The organism is Micromonospora phytophila, from assembly GCF_023656545.1.
Classification (GTDB): Bacteria; Actinomycetota; Actinomycetes; order Mycobacteriales; family Micromonosporaceae; genus Micromonospora; species Micromonospora phytophila.
The window spans coordinates 1-1,122 of sequence record NZ_JAMOKF010000621.1 but is presented as its reverse complement, the minus strand read 5'-3'; the positions used below and the strand labels follow the sequence as shown (position 1 = coordinate 1,122).

The 1,122-nt window shown below is 63.0% G+C and carries 2 protein-coding genes; both read right to left on the bottom strand.

Annotated features, from left to right (window positions below; translation table 11 throughout):
* Positions 1–48: 48 nt before the first annotated feature.
* A complete protein-coding gene (locus NCC78_RS31830; RefSeq protein ID WP_234038701.1) occupies positions 49–330 on the bottom strand; it encodes a hypothetical protein in 282 nt (93 codons plus the stop codon).
* 427 nt (positions 331–757) lie between these two features.
* Entirely contained in the window at positions 758–961 is a 204-nt protein-coding gene (locus NCC78_RS31825) for a cold-shock protein (RefSeq protein WP_250799179.1), read from the bottom strand.
* Positions 962–1,122: the final 161 nt, after the last annotated feature.

The following is a 1,122-nucleotide window of genomic DNA, read 5'->3' as shown; positions in this document are numbered from 1 at the left end:
AGTGACCGCGTCGCGGCGGCGATGTAGCGGCGGCCGTGCGGCGCACGATCAGAATGGTGCGGGTCCGCGGCCTGCCAACGACATCAACACCTGCGTGGCGAGTAGCTTGCGTATGCCGGTGACGGCGACTGTCCCCATCCGATCGTAGGGCAGTTCCAATTGCAGCCCTTCGACTGCGTTGCGAAGGTCTGTCGTGATCTCGTCCGGACGGAACGTGCCGCCCCAGCCGTTGAGTCCTCCGCGCTGGTTGGTACTGAGGGAAGCCATGCCGGATATGCATGCGCCGTCGACCAGGATCAGCCTCGCAGGACCCGAGTAGGTCGTCGTCATAGTCATCAACCCTTCAGGATGTAACGCCGTGCACCCCGGGTCCCGACTGTCTGACAGTCATCAGGAGGCGAGGCGTCGAGTCCGACCATGGTGTGCTCCACCTGGACCGCGACCGTACGTGCCTCGACCGTCGGGGCGGCGGCGATGCGGAATTCGGCCCGTTAGCGATAAGAGTCGATGTCTGTGTCTGTCTGGTTCATGAGCCAGAGGCGCGCCTTGGGCGAGCTGACAGTCGGCCTGGGCAGACTAGCGCCCGAGGTCCGAATCGATCCAGAGAAGAGAACACGGGGGCAAATCCTGAGCTGGCTCCACACCGAGATGGCCGGCCATCTGCCGATCAGACGATTTTCGCGATGCCGTGGTGAGCGCATGAAACGCCGAACGGCGGCCCGCTGAACCAGTCGGGCCGCCGTTCGCAGAGTGTGGATCAAAGCGGGCGGATGTTCTCCGCCTGCAGGCCCTTCTGGCCTTGGGTGATGTCGAACTCCACCTTCTGATTCTCGTCGAGGCTGCGGAAGCCGCTCGCCGAGATCGCGGAGAAGTGGGCGAAGACGTCGGCGCCGCCGTCGTCCGGGCTGATGAAGCCGAAGCCCTTGTCGGCGTTGAACCACTTCACGGTACCTGTAGTCATGTCTGCTCCTTCGCAGGCTGTGAGAGACCGCACTGTGCGGACCCTTACGCCGCCGCGTTGATCACCCGCGTCGAAACGACACGAAAAACGAAAAGCGCCTGGATGGGTTTCAGATGCCCCATCAGGCGCCGGAAAACGTCTACGGAAATCAAAACTGCAAC